Origin of the sequence: Clostridium sp. CAG:43 (assembly GCF_000434655.1) — a bacterium.
Classification (GTDB): Bacteria; Bacillota; Clostridia; order Lachnospirales; family Lachnospiraceae; genus Otoolea; species Otoolea fessa.
Genome location: NZ_FR895114.1, coordinates 54597 through 55161, shown reverse-complemented (window position 1 = coordinate 55161; position 565 = coordinate 54597). Strand labels below are relative to the sequence as shown.

Genomic DNA, 565 nt, shown 5'->3' with positions numbered 1-565 from the left:
ACGGAGTGCCCGGTAGGTATCCATGTGCGCGTCGCAGTAGAGACAATCCGAAAAGTTTCTCCCGTACCGGTTTAAAAGCTTGAGCAGGTGGAAATCCAGCCGTTTTTCCGCTGCCGCTTCCTCGCGCTTTACATGGTTTTTGTTGATATACATATTTTTATCGGCAAAACTGAAAAGCTCCCTCATCGTGCTGCCCGGAAAATCACTGGCAAGTGCATACCCGACCGCATAGCTGAGCGGCATATCCGGATATCCCTTTGACTCCTCTGTCATCGCCTCCCGCACATGGGTGAGGCATTCCCGCATGGCCTCCTCATCCAGACCACGCGTAACGGCAATAAATTCATCGCCGCCGTCCCGCCCTACGAACTGTTCCGCAGGCATGGACGCGCGCAGGCAGACGGCGAACCGCCTGATATAGGCATCCCCCGCCTCATGCCCCATGCTGTTGTTGATTCGGCGGAGATTATTCAGGTCAAAACTGCATACTCCCACATTCTCTGCCGCCGGTTCCGGATCATCCAGCAATTCTTCGCATTTATTCTTATTGGGAAGTCCGGTCGCC

At 54.3% G+C, this 565-nt stretch carries 1 protein-coding gene (running past one end of the window); it reads right to left on the bottom strand.

Features of this window, described 5'->3' with window-relative positions; translation table 11 throughout:
* On the bottom strand, positions 1 to 565 hold part of the coding region annotated (locus QVO97_RS11550; protein WP_288189738.1) for a GGDEF domain-containing protein (this coding region is incomplete at its 5' end). Its footprint begins 33 nt before the window's first position; 565 of 598 annotated nt are visible.